At 58.2% G+C, this 493-nt stretch carries 1 protein-coding gene; it reads left to right on the forward strand.

Annotated features, from left to right (window positions below; genetic code table 11):
• Nucleotides 1-78 precede the first annotated feature (78 nt).
• Nucleotides 79-354 (forward strand): short-chain dehydrogenase, encoded by a 276-nt coding sequence (locus F6S12_RS32875; RefSeq protein ID WP_077933379.1) that lies wholly within the window; start codon nt 79-81, stop codon nt 352-354.
• Nucleotides 355-493: the final 139 nt, after the last annotated feature.

Genomic DNA, 493 nt, shown 5'->3' on the forward strand with positions numbered 1-493 from the left:
CAACCTGCGTACAGTTGCCACCCAACTCGTTTGACGGCGATCAAGTGGCAGCTCTATTTATTTCAGGAGCAACACACCATGACGGACCGTATCGCGCTAACCAGCAACGAATCCTCCACTCCGACCCTGTTTATCGACACCCGCGCGCCTTTGGATGAACTGCATGCCAGCGCCGCCTACCGCATCCTCGCGGTGACTCAACTGATGGAAAGCATCGTGCACATGGACTGCCGCCACGCCGATGCCACCGATCTGACACAGATCGCCCACGCCAGCGCCATTCTGTTGCGCGATGGTTGTGATCTGCTGGACGTGTTGGGACGGCGGATTCGTGGCAGTCAGTACCTGAACTAAAACGCCCCGTAATCGTTCCCCTTCAAACGCGGGGGAACGATCGGCACGCCTGTCCCCTCTCCTTCATCTAGAACCCGCCTCATCGATCACTGCCGTACCCATCTTCGTCAGAAGATGCGCAGCCCTGTTGTGGGTGGCA

The organism is Pseudomonas sp. JV245A (genome assembly GCF_032424515.1).
Lineage (GTDB): Bacteria > Pseudomonadota > Gammaproteobacteria > Pseudomonadales > Pseudomonadaceae > Aquipseudomonas > Aquipseudomonas protegens.